Below are 16,373 nucleotides of genomic sequence, written 5' to 3' on the forward strand. Positions count from 1 at the left end.
CGTCTCCTGTTATTTGACCATGCCGCTAAAACCAAGAAAGGCCATCGATAATAGTCCAGCGGTTATAAACGCGATCGGTAGGCCTGCAAATGCTGCGGGTACTTTGGCCAGCTTGATCCGCTGGCGTAATCCGGCAAACAGCACGATCACCAGACTAAATCCCAATGCCGAGCCAAAGGCATAACATAGGGTTGCTAAAAAATTCATGTTGTTTTGTACAACTAACAAAGCCACTCCCAATACCGCGCAGTTGGTGGTAATTAAAGGCAGAAAAATACCAAGCGCTTGGTATAAGTCGGGACTATTTTTTTGGATGAGTAGCTCGGTCAGTTGCACCACTGCTGCAATCACAATAATCAAGACCAGAATACGCATCACTTGCAAGCCTAGTGGTGCCAATAATAAGACTTCGATTAACCAGGCGGCGACGGCGGCTAAACATAGTACAAAGGTGGTTGCTAGCCCCATGCCTAAGGCGCTGTCGATGCGATTGGATACGCCCATGAATGGACATAAGCCAAGAAATTTACCCAGCACCACATTATTCACGACCGCGGTGCTAATAAAGATTAAGAGATATTCAGCCATTTGTTTGTTCCAAGGATCACCATGCTTAGTTAATTGCAGGTGTTGTACCAATATGGGGAGTTGAACCAAATTAGGGAGAAAAGCCTTGTGACAGAGCGGATTAGTTCGCTAGGTGGACTGATTATGGCACTTGAATTTTGGTGTTAAAGCTAACAATTTTTACTGATAAATATCTTATTTTTGTTGTAAATCAAACAATGAATGGTTAATGGAGGCTGAATTTAGGGGCTTTGGCACATGGGAATACCCTTTGCATTGAACAAGGTTAGTCACAACAAGCAGCAATGCAAAAGGTAACAATGACGATGAGCGAACTTCAATCTAAGTTAGAGCAGGCCTTGGCCGTTGTGGGGGATGGCACAATGAGCGATGTCTCTGAGCAGTATTTGCAAGTGGTAGAGCAAGCCCCCATGGCCATATCGATTAGCGACCTAAGTGCTAACATTCTCTACGTAAACCGATATTTTACTGAAATTACCGGATATTCAGTGGAAGAGTTGGAGGGGAAAAAACATTCGGTTTTGAGTTATAAAACCACTCCCATCGAGGTCTACCAACAATTATGGGGGTGTATTTCAGCTGGAAAAAATTGGCAAGGGACCTTGATTAATCGTAAGAAGAATGGTCAGCGTTACTTAGCCGAAGTTTCAATCAAAGGGCTGTATAACCGAGCTGGGGAAATTACTCATTACGTTGGAATGCATCGTGATATTAGCCAACGGCATGATAATCAAACCAAGGTTGCCAATCAAAAAGCGATGGTGGAAGCGGTGTTAAACACGGCACCAGTTGCGATTGCCTTAATTGATGAACATCAATCCGTATTACTCGACAATCTTTCTTATAAAACTCTGGCCTCTGATTTTGGCCGAGAGCCGGTTGATATTGTGTTGCAACAATTAAAACAATCGGCGGGGGATGATGATGAAGGATTATTACACCTCGCCGAAGGGCAGCAATTTAATGTTGAGGTCGGTAGTGGAGGGCACAAACGTTGGTTTTCTTGTTGCTTATCCAGTGTGGAACTTAATGATGGCAATGTTGATGATTATTTTACGCCAACGGTGAGTCGCTTCTTAGTGCTCACACTGAGCGAATTTACTCGGGAGCGACGTCGCCAGGAACGTCAGCGGCTGATTGAATTACAACGCTCAACTGAAGAATCGGAAGCTTTGCACGTGATGCAAGAGGTATTACATGCTGCGATTCACCAGATCCAGGGGCCGATTAATATGATTGATTCGGCCTTAAATATGTTCTGTGGCGGTGCGACCCAATGCGCTCGGATTGATGCCATGCAAGCCGGTTTAAAGGCTGGGCATGCAGCGGTTGATCAATTACAGAATGCTTTACCTGAGCGCCCTCATGAGCCGATGCAGTCGGTCAATATCAACCAGTTAGTTCATGAAGTCACCGAAATGAGTAATCAGCGGCTGCTGGCTCGTAGTATCAGCATGCAACTTAGTTTAAACGGTACGCTACCCGCGTTTACCGGTCAGCCTTCGCGGATCCGAGTGGCCTTAAAGCAATTATTAGATAATGCCATCGATGCCATCGATTACGCCAAAATGCCACGTAGAGAAATTATCTGTTGCACCCAGCGAGTAGATGACGATATTGAAATCACCTTCGAAGATAGTGGCCCAGGGCTTAAAAAGGAATTACAGCTGAAGATATTTGAACCATTTTATAGCACCAAGCCCTTGTCTAGTAACAGTTGCCGTGGCGTGGGTTTAAGCATCGTTCAACAGGTGGTGAGTGAACACAATGGTACGGTGCAATATCAATCAACGTCGTTGGGTGGATGTAAAGCCAAGTTAGTGCTTCCTCTACGAGTTACAAAAAGGGCTTAATCATGGAATATTCAACCGCGAGAGAATCAAAAATAGCCGAACAACACTTGTTGGCGCTCTACGAGGTGAGTAGCGTACTTACCGACAGTTTAGACTACAAACAAAGTGTCACTAAGGTGCTACAGGTGCTGCACGAAAAGGCCATGCTTCAGCATGCGATGTTGGCGCTTATTGCCGAAAATGACCAAATGTTGACCATCGATACGGTACACACACCGAGTCATATTAGTGACAGCATTACTAAAAATGTGCGCTATCGTCCCGGTGAAGGCATTGTCGGAACGGTGTTAACCCAAAAACAGCCGATCGTGCTGAGTCGTGTTTCCAATGATCTACGTTTTGCCGACAAGTTAGACTTATACGCCCTAGATCTGCCTTTTATAGCGGTGCCAATAAAGAAATCAAGTGAAGTGCTCGGGGTACTTGCTGCTCAGCCGCAACTGGATGATCCTCAAAAATTGGCATCCTTTACCCGTTTTTTAGAAATGACCGCTAACCTTATTGCTAAAAGTGTATTGTTGGCAAAAGACGTGGCAGTGCAAACGACTCAGTTAGAAGCAGAGCGCGATCGACTGCGACGGAAAGTGAGAAGTAATTACAGCTTAGACAACATCGTTGGTCATAGTCAGGTGATGCGTAAGGTCTTTGAACAAATTCGTTTAGTGTCAAAATGGGATAGCACAGTATTAATTCGTGGAGAGTCGGGTACCGGTAAAGAGTTGATTGCCAACGCGATCCATTATAATTCCCCGCGAGCTACTGGGCCTTTCATTAAGCTCAATTGCGCAGCCTTACCAGATAACTTATTAGAATCGGAGTTATTTGGTCATGAAAAAGGAGCTTTCACTGGGGCAGTGAAGCAGCGTAAAGGTCGTTTTGAAATGGCCGACGGTGGTACTTTGTTCTTGGATGAAATCGGTGAAATATCAGCGGCCTTTCAGGCGAAGCTATTAAGAGTCTTACAAGAAGGTGAATTTGAGCGTATTGGTAGTACTCAAACTCTGCATGTTGATGTACGGATCTTAGCTGCAACCAATCGCAATCTAGAAGAAGAAGTAAAACAAGAACGCTTTAGGGAAGATTTGTATTATCGACTGAATGTGATGCCGATGTTCCCACCACCACTACGAGATCGGATTGAAGATTTACCTGAACTCGCTGATTTTTTAATCGAAAAATTGAGTAAGCAGCAGCGTCGAAAGTTGTCATTAACCGATAGTGCCATCCGAATGATGATGGCTTACGATTGGCCGGGTAATGTGCGCCAACTAGAAAATTTATTGGAGCGCGCCTCGGTGATGAGTGAAAGCGGTATGATTGATCAGGATCTCATCGTGATTGATGGTCTTGAAGGCCAAAGTTTTACTCGCCGACCGAGTATCGGTGCAGACAAAGCGCTGTTAGACGATTCAGAGATGGACGAACGGGAACGAGTGATAGCGGCCTTGGAGCAAGCGGGTTGGGTACAAGCGAAGGCGGCTCGCTTACTAAACATGACTCCTCGGCAAATTGCTTACCGGATCCAAGTGATGAATATTAATATGCGTCAGCTTTGACAAAAATGTACTGTCGCATTTGTGACAAATGCGACAGTTGTTAGTTTTTTACCTGAATGATTTTGCTTAACCTGTTGTTTTTAATGATTATATTTTCTGGAATGCGCTTTGCAGACTCTAAGTTAAGTCAATTTAGGGAAGCTCTTTATGAAAATCCAGCAACTTAATCATGGCGCGACGGCCAGTTCTTCCCAATCAAAAGCCGATATTCAAACGGCTTTGGTTGCCACCCATCCGTGTTTTTCAAAAGAGGGACATCAATACGCGAGGATGCACCTTCCGGTTGCGCCCGCTTGTAATATTCAATGCAACTATTGCAACAGAAAATTTGATTGTAGCAATGAAACGCGTCCCGGAGTGGTGTCTAAACTACTCTCGCCAGCGATGGCGGCGAAGCGCTTTGCGAAGGTAAAGCAACACGTCCCAGAAACCAGAGTTGTAGGTATTGCAGGGCCGGGAGATCCATTGGCAAATCCCAAGGCGACCATTGCGAGTTTAAAAGCAATTGCCGCGGTCGATCCCGATGTGCACTTATGTATTTCGACCAATGGTCTCGCCTTGATTGACCATTTGGACAAGTTACTTGCTGTCGGGGTGAAACACCTCACTATCACCATTAACTGTATCGATGCCGCAATTGGAGAAAAGATTTACCCTTGGGTCTATTTCAAGCAGCAGCGTTTGCGTGGGCGGGCAGGCGCGCAGGCCTTAATCGACCAGCAGCTACTGGGTTTAGAAGCCGCCATAAATGCCGGTATGTTAGTGAAGGTGAATACGGTATTGATCCCCGGCATCAATGACCAGCACATCGAGGCATTGGCCATGGAGCTGGGGCGTTATGGCGCGTTTATTCACAATATTATGCCGCTGATTTCGGATCCTGCTCATGGCACTTATTTTGGATTAAAGGGCCAAGCCGAACCCAACAAAGAACAGTTAAATCAGGCGCGTACTTTGGCCGGGCAAAGTATGCAGCAAATGACTCATTGTCAGCAGTGTCGTGCTGATGCAGTGGGTAAGCTGGGGCAAGATCTCGATCTCGAAGCTCTTGGCTCGAAAGTGGCGCAACCTGTGCAACAAATTCGGGTGGCGGTGGCGAGTCAAAGTCAGCAACTGGTCGATCAACACTTTGGCCATGCCAATCAGTTTCAACATTATGTAATTACGCCAGACGGTATCACTCAGCAAGCGGCGTTTAGTTGGCAACAATATTGCGAAGGCAGTAGCAGCTGCGATGAAGCGCTAGAAGACAACCGCCGAGAGCTGAGTCTATTAAGTGAGTTTGATGTGTTGCTCTGTAGCCGGATCGGTTTAAGCCCTCGTCAGGAACTAGAAGAATTAGGCATCACGGTAAATACGCAATTTGCCCTTCGTGATATCCAGCCAAGTTTGCAGCAGTTGCAGGCGGACTTGCTTGCAAGTTTGGCTGGGTCTTCGGCTTGCAATTCGAAGGAGTGTGGCTAATGGCTTTAACCATCACTCAAGCCTGTATTGGCTGTTTCGCCTGTAAAGAGGTTTGCCCCAACAACGCCGTGAAGGCTAGTGAACAGGGTTTTAGTATTGTGGCGCATCGCTGTAACGAATGCGCGAACAATGTTCATGGACCGCAGTGCGCACAAATTTGTCCGGTGGAAACGGCGATCACCGATAGCGAAGGGGTGGCGCTGAACCCTCCCGGTTCGCTGTGTGGTTTGCCACCGCAGAGTCGTATTATTACCATTGCGAAGTAGGAGTGTTGATATGAGTAGTGCAAACACCCATCTACAAACCCCGTTTATTGGGGCAAGTTGGTTAGAAGCATTATCTAACATCTGTAAGCCTTTGTCGGTGGCAAACCGACATTGGTTTCGCCAAATCATCTTAGCGCAACTCAAGGGCGATACTGCTTTACCGCATGGTCTGGGTTTAGACAATGCGAGTTATTTGGAGCTTAAGCGCGCAATTTGTAGCGGTACGGTTGATAAGCAAGAACGTGCTTGGCTTAAACCAGTGCATAGCCTCTTACGTAAACGCGCCGATACCTTAGATGAACTCATTGATTTGCGTGCTAAGGAGCGTAATGAGCTGATAGCGTTATTGTTTCAGTACGCTAACCAAGATGAGCCCTTTGCTTTAGAAATGGCAATCGTGCTGGCCAGTGCCAGTTTGTCTGCATCCCATCTTTGGCGGAGTTTGGGTCTTAAGCAGCGTAGCGATCTAAGTGCTTTGATTAAGCATAATTTTCCTCAGTTACATGCCTTAAACCACGAAAATATGCGCTGGAAACGCTTCTTTTATCGCAGCTTATGTGAACAGGGAGGGGATTATATTTGCCGTGCTCCCAGTTGTGGCGAGTGTAGTAGCTACGACGAGTGTTTTGTGTAGGGCTAACGGCTTTTTGAAACGGTGTTAGTCGTATTACGGTGAAGCGAGCGCTGAGGCGGATTGTTTAAGTATTACGGGTATAAACCGGCAGTTAAACGGCTAAATCGTTGTTGTGTGCTTGGTTCAGGGGGAAAACAGTTGGCAGCTGCCTCTAAGTTAGTTATTTTAGTCTCCGATTTTAGCCTCAGTTAGGGGTGATAACGTTTAAGGGGACTAAGTTGCTTAAGTGGAAAGTTATTTTTTGGTTGTTAGCTGGATTAACAACCTCTGATTTTTTTAGCGTCCCAACTTCTGATTCGGTTGATTTACTTGGTGTATTGGGGCTAGTGGCGAGTGCGGTAATGTTAGTACCGTTTTTTGGCTATGCCTACAACGCGATCATTGGCGCTAAGAAAATTTGGCAAGTCGCATTTTGTATTGCGATGCCGATTTTAGCCTGTCAGTTTGTGGTTGAAATTTCGTTTATGTCGGATTTGTTTGTTGCGAATCCCTCTGGCCCTGCAGTTTTTGGCGCGGTGTTTGGTGGCTTGGCTTATTTATTATTATTGCTTCCTGCTTATCGTTACGCTTTCAAATCGAATGAGTTTTGGCTTCAGGCTGAAAAAACAGAGTCTTAAAGGCTATCCGTTAGGGTAGTCGTCGACTACCCGTCGCTTTATTGCTGTTACGTTGGGAAAAATTCACGCCATAAATAGGTAAATGGTAATACTAAGATCAGCGCAGGTAAAAAGTTTACCACTGCAAAGTGCATGATTTTTGCGATACGTAATCCAACTGCGAGCATGATAATACCGCCCACCGCCGAGAAATCTGCATAAGCAATAGCGTCCATGTAAGGCATAATCGATTGAGCTAGCAAGAATAGTGAGGCTTGAACAACAAACTGTACGACCGCGAGTAATACCACTCCAGGCCCCAACGTGACCGCAAAGATCATCGCGGTGACGAAATCCATCAATGATTTCACTAATAACAGTTGGTAGTTGCCATTGAGACCTTCGGTCATGGCCCCGATGACCCCCAATCCACTGGCCCCAAACAATACAATCAGCGCGGTAAACTGATGGGAAAACTCTTGTTTGCTTAAGCCTCTAGGCAGTGGCAAAAAACCTTCGCATTTACGCTGGATAAAACTAGCCGCTTTGCTTACGCCTGATTCAAGGTAAATTAATTCGCCTAAAGCGGTGCCTAAGATTAAGGCCATCACGACCACGGTGAGATTATTGACTTTAACAATCATCGAAATACCAATTGCGATAGCCGACAGAGCAAATGTGGCAGGTAAACCTTTTTGGAGCCGTTTGGGAATATAACGAGCCAAAGACGCGCCACCTAAGCCGCCTAAAATAATCGCGCAACTGTTCATAATTGGACCAATCATCATTGGTTAATTTCTCCTTGAATAAAGCAATATCAGTTTGCGTAAAGATAGGTTTCGACCGCAGGTTCAATTCATAAGCCGCATAGCGAGAGCGCTAATTAGCTTTGCTAAGTAGCGAAAAGGGCCCGCGTTGAAAGTAAACTGATAGTTCAGTAAGACCATGTATCGGAGGAGCGAACAGATTTGTAGGACAAGCTCCGATAGAAAGTGGTGATTCTATCATAGGCTATGTCATGTATTTTGATTTAGCTTGGGTAAATTGATTATTCCCTTTGTTTTTACAGAGAATTATTTAATCTTAGTTTAATTTTACTCATCAGGGGGGCGTAGAATATTCAAACAGACAGTATTTATCATGGTGTCTTCCTAGATGACGATCCCAATGTAGGTAGAACGTTTCTGTGGGTTGGGGCGCTGTTGCTCAAATAAGATTGACCCTTCTAGTTTCTGCTAGACTCGATCGTGAAGTCTAAATAGTCTGTATAACAGGCAAAGTAAAAGGAAATATCGCCTCTTCAAGGCCCAGTCTGGATGATGGTGCTTAGGAGGATAGCCATCATGTGATTCTCTTAGCACAGCTACCACCCAAAATTTGGGGACAATTTGTGTGATAAACTGTCAATAGGGGCACAAATGTAAGTTTTTTCCGCCTTAGGTAGGCGCTCGTTTTTGTGGCCAAGTAAAAAGTTATTTATCGCTTATGCCACGCGTCTTAGGTTAAACGATCTAAGGGGCTGGTGACGCCATCAGCGCCCATATTCAAAACATGAGTATAAATTTGCGTCGTACGAATATCACTATGCCCTAGTTGGGCCTGGATAGTGCGAATATCGGCACCTGCTTGTAATAGGTGGGTAGCAAAAGAGTGGCGAAGGGTATGGCAAGTAATTGCTTTGCTTATTTTTGCTTGGTGTTTTGCCTGTTTTATAGCTCGGCTAATGTTAGAGGGATCGAGGTAGTGGCGGCGCAAGTGCCTAGCACCGTGCTCGTAACTTAAGCGACTAGAAGGGAAAAGGTAATGCCAGCTTAATTCAAAAGCAGCCTTGGGGTACTTTTTGGATAATGAGTAGGGCAAATATACTCCTGCATATTCCAGATTGGTTTTATCACTAAGGTAATACTGTTCACTGATTGATATTTGTTGCTTTAAGGCGGGGAGTAAATTTCTGGCTAGGGTTACTCTTCTATGCTTACCGCCTTTCCCATCCCAAATAGTGAGGCCAAGGTAATCAAAATCAATATCTTTTACTCGTAGCCTTAGAGCTTCCATTTTGCGTAAGCCACTACCGTACATTAGTTGAGCTAATAAAAGATTGGGAGGTGATAATGCCGCTAAAAGACGTTCAATTTCTGCCTGTGTTAAAACGACTGGTAACTTAGTTTGCTGGTGGCTTGGCTGAAAATTTAACGCGAGTGATAAGGGGTGGTTGATGATGTCTTGGTAAAGAAAAACCAATGCATTTAATGCAATCGCTTGGGTCTTTGGCGCTAAATGCTGTGCACTCGCCATGTGAGATAGGAAGGCCTCGACCTGTTGGTTATGCAATTCGCTAGGATGCCGCTTATGATTGAAAATGATGAAACGTTTGATCCTCAGCAAATAGGTTTTGATAGTTGCCTCACGATAGTGGCGCGTACGCATATGTTCGCTGATATAAGTCAAAAATGGAGATGACATAAATAGCACCCGACACTGTTTTTTTATATACAGTTCAATGGGTTCCCATCTTTCTGCAAATGCATTACCATTTTTCACGCATGGTCAAAATGGTGATTCACTGATATGCTGTTGATAAATTTAAATATTAAAGGGTGCGTGAATTTCTGTGGTGCGTGATAGGTGGTAACTTCGCATGCGTGAAAGGTGGGAATTTGCATATTAATATACTGTTAGCTGCCATAAGGAGGCAAAATGTTAAAAATTCGTCATTTAATTGCAATTGCACTATTAAGCTTTTCTTCAACTTCAATTGCTGAAAGTTACTCTGACCCATCTGTTATTACGGCATTAACTTTTGGAACTGATGGAGTACGAGTAAGACTGGAAAGCATGAAGGCAGCCGAATCATGCGAAACACAAAATTATTATTTTCTGCATACCCCTGACGAAAGTCACGATAAGCTTATATCAGTTTTACTGAGTGCTAAGGTTGCTCAGCAGAAAGTTTCTTTACAACTTGCAGGTTGCCATCAATTAGGTGCAAATAATTACCCTAAAATTAGTCATATATATTTTTGTGACACGTCGTTTTGCAGCTAATCGGGTAGCCGAAGGTATCTAGCCTCCAGCCCCCACAACACCCTGCATGCGGCTCCGCACAGGGCGTTTCACTTAGAATGGTGAAGCTTAATCCATCCATCTCGAAGCGCAAATAGACCTTGGGATGCTAAATAAGCATTCGATAATGCTTGTTGGATCCCCGGTGTTTTCGAGCTTCTCCATGGGCCTTTACTGGTTATGCCACAGGCTACCGCGGCTTGAACATGTACTCCTCTACGCATCAGATTTCTTACTTTGGTTCTCGGTTTTCGCCACTGTCGCCAGTAGGCCATTCGCACTCTGCGCCTTATCCAGTGATCTAGATCTACGCACAGTTGATAGCAATTCGCGATCCCAAAGTAGTTTATCCATCCTCGCAAGTATTGGCTTACTTTAAATAGCTGATAGCCCATCGACACGCCCCAGTTACGGTTTGTTAGACGCCTAATTTGTTGTTTAAAACGGTGTAACGTTTTGGCGTGAATTTGCAGCCGTCCCGCTTTAAAGGTAAACCCTAAGAACTTACTCTTCGCCGTTTTAACCACCTGACTTTTGGCTGTATTAACCACAAGTTTTAAGCGCCGTTGCAAGAAGCTACTAATGCTCGTAAGCACTCGTTCACCCGCACGCTGACTTCTCAGCAAAATGGTAAAATCATCGGCGTAACGAGCAAACTTGTGCCCTCGCTTTTCCAGCTCTTTGTCCAATGGATCGAGCATGATATTGGCCAGCAAGGGCGATAATGGTCCCCCTTGCGGTACACCTTCTCGACTTTCCTGATAGCACTGGTTATGGATAAAACCCGCTCTCAGGTATTTTCCAATCAGTGTAAGTAGCCGTTTATCTTGAACTCGATTTCCCAGCTGACTCATGAGCAGATCATGGTTAACTCGGTCAAAGAATTTAGATAAGTCCACATCAACCGCAAAACGTCGGCCTTGCTTGATGATGCCTTGAACTTGCTTCACCGCTTGCTGCCCATTCTTGTTTGGCCTAAATCCAAAGCTATTAGCTGAGAAACTAGGGTCAAAAATGGGCGTAAGCACTTGAGCTATGGCCTGTTGAATAACACGGTCTAGCACCGTTGGGATCCCCAGTTGGCGTTTACCGCCATCGGGTTTGTCAATCTCCACACGGCGAACCGGTTTAGGCTGATACTGGCCATTACGCAGCGCAGCAGCAACCTGCTTCCAGTGTAGTTTTGCCCAAGAAGGAAATGCATCAATGGACATGTTATCCACTCCAGCAGCCCCTTTATTGGCTCGAACACCTTGCCACGCGAGCTGAATATTCTGCCGCGTTAGCATATGTTCGAATAGATGTTGGCTAAAGGTTGGCTGCGAGTTATTACGCTGAATCGCATCTACGCCGGCCGGCGAATGGGTGTTCAAGTTTAACAAGGCTCCTCCTTTATTCTAAGTGTTCAGGCCTTCACCGTGTCCCAACCATTACGATGGGCGTTGGGCTACTATGCCGTCTGCTGACTTCTGCTTAATCACCGTTTGAGTTACCCCAAATAGCGCTATCGTTGTTCATCGTATTTGCTCACTTAAGTTGATGAGAATTAAGTGCCAGGCCTGTTGAACTAGCGGCCAAGCTAGTCAGTTTAACGATCGCCTGTTAAGCAGATCTCCCCAGATAAGAACATGCACTGTCTCTGCACTGCTGCATCATTTACGGTGGCCGTTAGATCACATGGCTTCGTTGTCTTGTGCCAACTCGCCTCCAGCCTACGCCTCATATGATGTTTTTGTTCATCAGCTCGCAGATTTGCGTCCGGCTTCCTTCAGACATTCCCTCACGGTAACGCCCTTGCCATTCGCTAGTAGTTAGCGTTTAATAATCAAAGTGTTATTAAACGGTGACCTTCCTACAGAGGACTTTCACCTCATTAGTTCATGCCCATGCTGGGCGTACACAAGCAGCTCAATCGGATTCCGCAAAGTCAGCACATTTTTTGCGAAGCAAAAATATGCGCCCACTTTGCTTCACCGTTTAGCTGAGCGTTATAGCTATTCAAATTAGGAAGTATTAAATGACAATGGAAGAGATTAGGTTTTATGGGGTTATCGTCGCGGCAATAGGATCACTGCTAAGCTTTTTGGGAGTTGTGTACGTAGCTAGAGTTAACCGTCAGCACACATTGAGCCTACAACAATATTCTCAAGAAAATGAGAGGCGCTTTGAAGACATTAAGCATTCCAATGCTGAAAAACTTGCCTCATTGCAAGCAGAACTTTCTGCCCAATCACATCGCTCACAAAAGAACTACGAAAAAAAGTTGGAAGTGTTGAGCGGTGCCTTCGATAAACTTGGTAAAATTCAGTCCTTGGTTGAAAGCTATGTAGTGCCTTATACCGTACATACTCAATCACGAGATCCACAGAAACTAGTCGAAGCTTCAAAGGTATTCGAAGAACTTAGAGAGTATCATTTAAGGAATGCAATTTTCTTTGATAAAGATGACAAGCTCGGGTCTTCGATGAGTGAAATCATGGGTCAATTAAACTACCTCAATAATCTTTCTGATTCAGACGGTATGGATGTAGTGGCGGAGAGACAGAAAGCATTTAGTCAAAAGATCAATCCTGCCATTTATTCTGTTAAAGAGCAGTACCAAAGAGCTACGGCAGCATAGCTATAACAAACGACTATGGTGTCAATAAGTTAGATTAAATTATTTTTGCATCCCATAAGGCGCCATCTCGTAGCATTGAGTTTAGGATGGTTACCATCTTTCTTACGCATGCAATGATGGCTACTTTTTTAGGTTTCCCTTCAGCTAAAAGCCTCTGATATGTGCTCTTAAAAATGGGGTTACATTGGATGGCTGACATCATGGCCATGTATAAAACGGTTCTTACTTGAGCTCGTCCCCCTTGAATTTTTCTGAGCCCTTTATAGCGGCCACTTTCTCGGTTCATTGGGGCCACTCCGACGAGAGATGAGGCTTGTTTATTGGTTATTAACCCTAACTCTGGAAGGTTACTAATGATAGACGCCGCTGCAATTTTCCCTATTCCTGGCATGCTTTGTAATATCTCATTCTTGGCTTGATACTCAGGGTTACTTTCAATTAGCTTGATAATCTTGCTTTCAATTTTCTCTATCTGATTTTTAAACGCAGTTAAAATAGGTTTAATCGTCAGAATGAGTTGCGAGGGCATAATTTTCATGCGATTTTTTTCCATTGTTTGCATCGAAAGAAGCTGGTTTCTTCGGATGACTAAATCTGCCATGAGTCGCATAGAATCTGGCTTTAGTGTAGTTAAATTGGGCTTTATAGCTTCGGCGTAGTGCGCGATAAGTTTTGCGTCAAGTTTGTCTGTTTTAGCCCTCTGCCCGATAGCGCCTGCAAAACGTCTTACATGAACAGGGTTGGCTATTACATAAGGTAGTTTGCCATTGTGACAAGCTATAATAAAAGGCATTTCTAATCGACCTGTAGCTTCAATCACGACTCGTAATGGCGTGTGTTTTTGAATGATTTTTATTGCTTGCTTGATACCTTTATCATCGTTGGAGACAGTGAAGAAAATGTCGAGGGGTCTAATATAAACATCAAGTTGTTCTTTACCTGTATCGACACCGACGTTAATACATTTATTTGTTACTGTATTCATAATAAGCTGACTCTATATTGCGTAATACGGGTTCTAGACCCTGTAGACTATTCGAGTGTGGTGCTTGGAGTTCCACTTAATGCTCACGTTTGTTATCGGCCTTTGAAAGGAGCCTTAAGAATATCGAGCTATTAAATAGAAGCTTAAGTTGCTGCTTAAGCCTGAGTCTCACTTTACTCATATTTCTTAATAATTATCCATACAACAAGAATAGGTGTCGCGCAGCCGACACCTTATTCGGGTGTTGAACAAGCCCGATGCTCCCTTCTATAGTAAATAACGGTGTTTATGTTGGCGGGGCCAAGGTCCTGTTACTTTTCCCAAGGCGAGTTTGGCTAAGACAGGTTGAACGGCGCGAAACCCTTCCCCGTCTTGTGTGGTGCTAAGCTATGTAGAATTATATTAGACACCCATGATTGTGGCGAAATATTCGCCACGCTTCTACGCTTAAGTAAAGCCTTCGCGTCGAGTGGTTGTTATGCCTCAGCCTAGAAAATCGCAAGTAAGCTTGGATGATACGCCTTATTACCACTGTGTTTCCCGCTGTGTACGTCGGGCTTATTTGTGTGGTGAGGATAAGCAAACAGGCAACAGTTATGACCATCGTCGCCAATGGGTAGAAGACTATTTGCTAAAGTTGGCGGAGGTGTTCGCCATTGATGTGTGCGCCTATGCGGTGATGAGCAATCACACGCATATCGTACTGCATGTGAATCAACAACAAGCTGAGGTTTGGTCAATACAAGAGGTGCTTGAACGCTGGCATCGCTTGCACAAGGGCACCTTACTGACTCAAATGTATTTAAACCGGGAACGGCGTCGTCAACTAGATGCAAGCCAGCTTCAATGCATTTATGATACCGCCGAAGTTTACCGCCAGCGTCTCTATGACTTAAGTTGGTTTATGCGCCAGCTCAATGAACATATTGCTAGAGACGCCAATAAAGAAGACCAATGCACGGGCAGGTTTTGGGAGGGACGTTTTAAATCTCAAGCCTTGCTGGATGAAGCTGCGCTAATGGCCTGTATGGCTTATGTCGATTTAAACCCAGTCAGGGCGAAAATGGCAAAAACGCCCGAATCCTCTCAACACACCAGTGTTAGGTTAAGAGCTAAAGCAGTACAACAACACAAAGCCCAACCGAAAGCGCTGTTTCCCTTTGTGGGTAACCCAAGAAACAACATGCCACAAGGCTTACCTTTTCAACTGCACCATTATTTGGAATTGGTTGATAGCACTGGTCGTATGGTTCGAGAAGACAAACGAGGCCACCTCAAGCTAGAGGCCAGCCCCATGATGCAACGCTTAGGCATAGCCGCAGAGCAATGGCTGAGTCTAAGTTGCGAGTTTGAACAGCACTTTTCAGGAGCGGTGGGTAAAGAGCACCGATTACGGAAATACCACCAACACCTCGGCCATAAGCGCACAACGGGTTTAGCTCGAAGTCGCTGCTTGCTAAACAGCGCTTAATTTCCTTCATTGGTTTTTTTATCTAATCATCAGCCATGTTGAGACTTTGGCTCGCCTAGCTTATGGTGAGGGCTAAGTTCATCCACGCACTTAAACTTATCTCGTTAAATTGCTTAGTTTTTTGAGCTTTAGCCTAGGTTAAGTGTCGCGAAAGATGTTATTTTTGGTTTTGTTTTTAGAATGGGTGTCTAGTTTATTCTGTTGTTTTTAGAATGGGTGTCTAGTTTATTCCTAAAAAAGGCAAGCGCCTTCTTTGCGAAAGAAATGAAGTAAAATGTCGCTTCATTAAAAAACACTCAAATCAGTTCCCTGTTGCGCTGCAATGTCGAGTCATGTGCGTGAGTAAGTCAGGTTATTACGATTGGCTTAAACGCCCTGCGAACGTGATAAGCCTTGATACTTTGAAGCTTTATCGCCGTATTCGCCAGTTATTCAAGAAAAGCCGAGGTAGCCTGGGAAATCGTGAGATGGTGAAGAAATTGCGCAAAGAAGGCTACCAAGTAGGCCGCTATGCTGTCCGTACAATGATGCAACGCTTGCGGTTGAAAGTGACCCAACGACAAGCTTATAAAGTGACAACGCAGCGTAAACACTCTGACGCAGTCGCTGATAACTTACTAAATATGAACTTTAACCCAAGCGCTGCTAACCAGGTTTGGGCTGGTGATGTGACCTACCTAAAAACAGGCGAGGGTTGGATGTATTTAGCCGTCGTGATGGATTTATATTCTCGCAGAATTGTTGGCTGGCATATTGATAAACGGATGACCACAGACTTAATATCCAAAGCACTCATTAAAGCCTACAACTTACGTCAACCGCCTAAAGGCCTAGTCTTTCACAGTGATAGGGGCTCACAATACACCAGTAAACAATACCGTAAGTTATTAGTTGGCTTTGGCATTCGAGCCAGTATGGGTGATGTAGGAGCGTGTTGGGATAATGCCGTCGTTGAACGATTCTTCGGAAGTTTAAAACACGATTGGCTGTTTAAAGTTAATCAGCCAACACGAGAATTTATGAAGCAAGATGTGGCTGCTTATATGAAGTATTACAACTTAGAGCGGCTTCATTCGGCCAATGGTGATTTATCACCAGTGGCGTTTGAGAATTCTCAACTAAAAGTGTCCAGTTTGGGTTGACCAGTACACCGTTAGAGCACATGGCTTCGTTGTCTTGTGCCAACTCGCCTCCAGCCTACGCCTCATATGATGTTCTTGTTCATCAGCTCGCCCTCTCTTTAGATAAAAAGGCGTCCGGCTTCCTTCAGACATTCC

Annotated in this window: 14 protein-coding genes and 1 pseudogene; 10 read left to right on the forward strand and 5 right to left on the reverse strand. The window is 44.7% G+C overall.

Annotation, left to right across the window (positions count from 1 at the left end):
- Window positions 1–9 precede the first annotated feature (9 nt).
- On the reverse strand, window positions 10–588 hold the full coding sequence (gene rsxA / locus ACRRS1_RS09940) for an electron transport complex subunit RsxA (RefSeq protein WP_432453336.1): 579 nt from the start codon (window positions 586–588) through the stop codon (window positions 10–12).
- Window positions 589–893: 305 nt separating this feature from the next.
- On the opposite strand from rsxA, the gene nifL reads away from it, so the two are divergent.
- From nifL to ACRRS1_RS09970, 6 genes are all read left to right on the forward strand, one after another.
- The gene (nifL, locus tag ACRRS1_RS09945; protein ID WP_432453335.1) at window positions 894–2,441 is read left to right on the forward strand and encodes a nitrogen fixation negative regulator NifL; all 1,548 of its coding nucleotides are present in this window, start codon (window positions 894–896) and stop codon (window positions 2,439–2,441) included.
- Between the two features lie 2 nt (window positions 2,442–2,443).
- The gene (gene nifA, locus ACRRS1_RS09950; protein ID WP_432453334.1) at window positions 2,444–3,997 is read left to right on the forward strand and encodes a nif-specific transcriptional activator NifA; all 1,554 of its coding nucleotides are present in this window, start codon (window positions 2,444–2,446) and stop codon (window positions 3,995–3,997) included.
- A 147-nt stretch (window positions 3,998–4,144) separates the two neighbouring features.
- Window positions 4,145–5,461, forward strand: a complete 1,317-nt coding sequence (gene nifB, locus ACRRS1_RS09955; RefSeq protein ID WP_432459278.1) for a nitrogenase cofactor biosynthesis protein NifB — start codon at window positions 4,145–4,147, stop codon at window positions 5,459–5,461.
- On the forward strand, window positions 5,461–5,727 hold the full coding sequence (locus ACRRS1_RS09960) for a ferredoxin (RefSeq protein ID WP_432459279.1): 267 nt from the start codon (window positions 5,461–5,463) through the stop codon (window positions 5,725–5,727). Before nifB ends, ACRRS1_RS09960 begins: the two co-directional genes overlap by 1 nt.
- A gap of 10 nt (window positions 5,728–5,737) precedes the next feature.
- A complete protein-coding gene (locus ACRRS1_RS09965; protein WP_432459280.1) occupies window positions 5,738–6,361 on the forward strand; it encodes a nitrogen fixation protein NifQ in 624 nt (207 codons plus the stop codon).
- 218 nt (window positions 6,362–6,579) lie between these two features.
- On the forward strand, window positions 6,580–6,978 hold the full coding sequence (locus ACRRS1_RS09970) for a hypothetical protein (RefSeq protein WP_432467886.1): 399 nt from the start codon (window positions 6,580–6,582) through the stop codon (window positions 6,976–6,978).
- A gap of 47 nt (window positions 6,979–7,025) precedes the next feature.
- Here the strand turns inward: ACRRS1_RS09970 and ACRRS1_RS09975 are convergent, their stop codons facing one another.
- Window positions 7,026–7,745 carry a DUF554 domain-containing protein gene (locus ACRRS1_RS09975; protein ID WP_432453329.1) on the reverse strand — a complete coding sequence of 240 codons (720 nt, stop codon included), beginning with the start codon at window positions 7,743–7,745 and terminating at the stop codon, window positions 7,026–7,028.
- A 709-nt stretch (window positions 7,746–8,454) separates the two neighbouring features.
- A complete protein-coding gene (locus ACRRS1_RS09980) occupies window positions 8,455–9,420 on the reverse strand; it encodes an integron integrase (RefSeq protein WP_432467885.1) in 966 nt (321 codons plus the stop codon).
- 234 nt (window positions 9,421–9,654) lie between these two features.
- Between ACRRS1_RS09980 and ACRRS1_RS09985 the strand changes: the two genes are divergently transcribed.
- Window positions 9,655–10,002: a hypothetical protein gene (locus ACRRS1_RS09985; RefSeq protein WP_432467884.1), complete on the forward strand. Its 348-nt coding sequence runs from the start codon at window positions 9,655–9,657 to the stop codon at window positions 10,000–10,002.
- Window positions 10,003–10,070: 68 nt separating this feature from the next.
- Here the strand turns inward: ACRRS1_RS09985 and ltrA are convergent, their stop codons facing one another.
- Window positions 10,071–11,402 carry a group II intron reverse transcriptase/maturase gene (gene ltrA / locus ACRRS1_RS09990; RefSeq protein ID WP_432467883.1) on the reverse strand — a complete coding sequence of 444 codons (1,332 nt, stop codon included), beginning with the start codon at window positions 11,400–11,402 and terminating at the stop codon, window positions 10,071–10,073.
- 635 nt (window positions 11,403–12,037) lie between these two features.
- Between ltrA and ACRRS1_RS09995 the strand changes: the two genes are divergently transcribed.
- Window positions 12,038–12,640 (forward strand): hypothetical protein, encoded by a 603-nt coding sequence (locus ACRRS1_RS09995; RefSeq protein ID WP_432467882.1) that lies wholly within the window; start codon window positions 12,038–12,040, stop codon window positions 12,638–12,640.
- A gap of 34 nt (window positions 12,641–12,674) precedes the next feature.
- On the opposite strand, the gene ACRRS1_RS10000 is transcribed toward ACRRS1_RS09995, so the two are convergent.
- Window positions 12,675–13,625 carry an IS110 family transposase gene (locus ACRRS1_RS10000; RefSeq protein ID WP_432467577.1) on the reverse strand — a complete coding sequence of 317 codons (951 nt, stop codon included), beginning with the start codon at window positions 13,623–13,625 and terminating at the stop codon, window positions 12,675–12,677.
- 478 nt (window positions 13,626–14,103) lie between these two features.
- Here ACRRS1_RS10000 and ACRRS1_RS10005 point away from each other — a divergent pair, with 478 nt between their 5' ends.
- Window positions 14,104–15,096 carry a transposase gene (locus ACRRS1_RS10005; protein WP_432467881.1) on the forward strand — a complete coding sequence of 331 codons (993 nt, stop codon included), beginning with the start codon at window positions 14,104–14,106 and terminating at the stop codon, window positions 15,094–15,096.
- Window positions 15,097–15,323: 227 nt separating this feature from the next.
- Window positions 15,324–16,238, forward strand: a pseudogene (locus ACRRS1_RS10010) (IS3 family transposase); the annotation flags it as partial.
- Between the last annotated feature and the right edge of the window lie 135 nt (window positions 16,239–16,373).

The organism is Agarivorans sp. Z349TD_8 (genome assembly GCF_050870825.2).
Classification (GTDB): Bacteria; Pseudomonadota; Gammaproteobacteria; order Enterobacterales; family Celerinatantimonadaceae; genus Agarivorans.

What these genes read in the sequence shown, in the direction of transcription:
- ACRRS1_RS10005 (WP_432467881.1), top strand. Translation starts at nt 14,104, where the DNA reads ATGCCTCAGCCTAGAAAATCGCAAGTAAGCTTGGATGATACGCCTTAT.
- ACRRS1_RS09985 (WP_432467884.1), top strand. Translation starts at nt 9,655, where the DNA reads ATGTTAAAAATTCGTCATTTAATTGCAATTGCACTATTAAGCTTTTCT.
- nifL (WP_432453335.1), top strand. Translation starts at nt 894, where the DNA reads ATGAGCGAACTTCAATCTAAGTTAGAGCAGGCCTTGGCCGTTGTGGGG.
- ACRRS1_RS10000 (WP_432467577.1), bottom strand. Translation starts at nt 13,625, where the DNA reads ATGAATACAGTAACAAATAAATGTATTAACGTCGGTGTCGATACAGGT.
- ACRRS1_RS09980 (WP_432467885.1), bottom strand. Translation starts at nt 9,420, where the DNA reads ATGTCATCTCCATTTTTGACTTATATCAGCGAACATATGCGTACGCGC.
- ACRRS1_RS09960 (WP_432459279.1), top strand. Translation starts at nt 5,461, where the DNA reads ATGGCTTTAACCATCACTCAAGCCTGTATTGGCTGTTTCGCCTGTAAA.
- nifB (WP_432459278.1), top strand. Translation starts at nt 4,145, where the DNA reads ATGAAAATCCAGCAACTTAATCATGGCGCGACGGCCAGTTCTTCCCAA.
- ACRRS1_RS09975 (WP_432453329.1), bottom strand. Translation starts at nt 7,745, where the DNA reads ATGATGATTGGTCCAATTATGAACAGTTGCGCGATTATTTTAGGCGGC.
- ACRRS1_RS09965 (WP_432459280.1), top strand. Translation starts at nt 5,738, where the DNA reads ATGAGTAGTGCAAACACCCATCTACAAACCCCGTTTATTGGGGCAAGT.
- rsxA (WP_432453336.1), bottom strand. Translation starts at nt 588, where the DNA reads ATGGCTGAATATCTCTTAATCTTTATTAGCACCGCGGTCGTGAATAAT.
- ACRRS1_RS09995 (WP_432467882.1), top strand. Translation starts at nt 12,038, where the DNA reads ATGACAATGGAAGAGATTAGGTTTTATGGGGTTATCGTCGCGGCAATA.
- nifA (WP_432453334.1), top strand. Translation starts at nt 2,444, where the DNA reads ATGGAATATTCAACCGCGAGAGAATCAAAAATAGCCGAACAACACTTG.